Origin of the sequence: Pseudomonas juntendi (assembly GCF_009932375.1) — a bacterium.
In the GTDB taxonomy this organism is placed as follows: domain Bacteria; phylum Pseudomonadota; class Gammaproteobacteria; order Pseudomonadales; family Pseudomonadaceae; genus Aquipseudomonas; species Aquipseudomonas juntendi.
In genome coordinates this window covers 1-521 of the sequence record NZ_BLJG01000203.1, presented here as the reverse complement: position 1 = coordinate 521, position 521 = coordinate 1, and the positions used below count along the sequence as shown (strand labels likewise).

General features: G+C 59.9%; 1 protein-coding gene and 1 pseudogene. Both read left to right on the top strand.

The annotated features are described in order from the left end of the window. On the top strand, positions 1 to 363 hold a 363-nt coding region (locus GYA94_RS21335; protein ID WP_161893056.1), incomplete at its 5' end, for an ABC transporter permease subunit. Then, a pseudogene (locus tag GYA94_RS21330) lies at positions 360 to 521 on the top strand (putrescine ABC transporter permease PotI); the annotation flags it as partial. The gene GYA94_RS21335 and the pseudogene GYA94_RS21330, both read left to right, overlap by 4 nt.

Here is a 521-nt window from a genome sequence, read left to right as displayed (position 1 = left end):
TTCATGATCCTGCCGCTGTTCGCCAACCTGGTGAAGCACGACCCGTCGCTGCTGGAGGCCGCTTCGGACCTGGGTTCGAGTACCTTCAACAGCTTCTGGAAGATCACTGTGCCGCTGTCGAAGAACGGCATCATCGCCGGCTGCATGCTGGTGTTCATCCCGGTGGTGGGCGAGTTCGTCATCCCTGAGCTGCTCGGCGGCCCGGAAACCCTGATGATCGGCAAGGTGCTGTGGCAAGAGTTCTTCAACAACCGTGACTGGCCGGTGGCTTCTGCCCTGGCGGTAGTGATGCTGGCGATCCTGATCGTGCCCATCCTGCTGTTCAACCGTAGCCAGGCCAAAGAGATGGAGGGCCGCGCATGAAACGCTTCAGTTTCTCCAAGCTGATGCTGGTGCTGGGCTTGCTGTTCATCTACCTGCCGATGCTGATCCTGGTGATCTACTCGTTCAACGCCTCCAAGCTGGTGACGGTGTGGGGCGGCTGGTCGGTGAAGTGGTATGTCGGCCTGCTCGACAACACC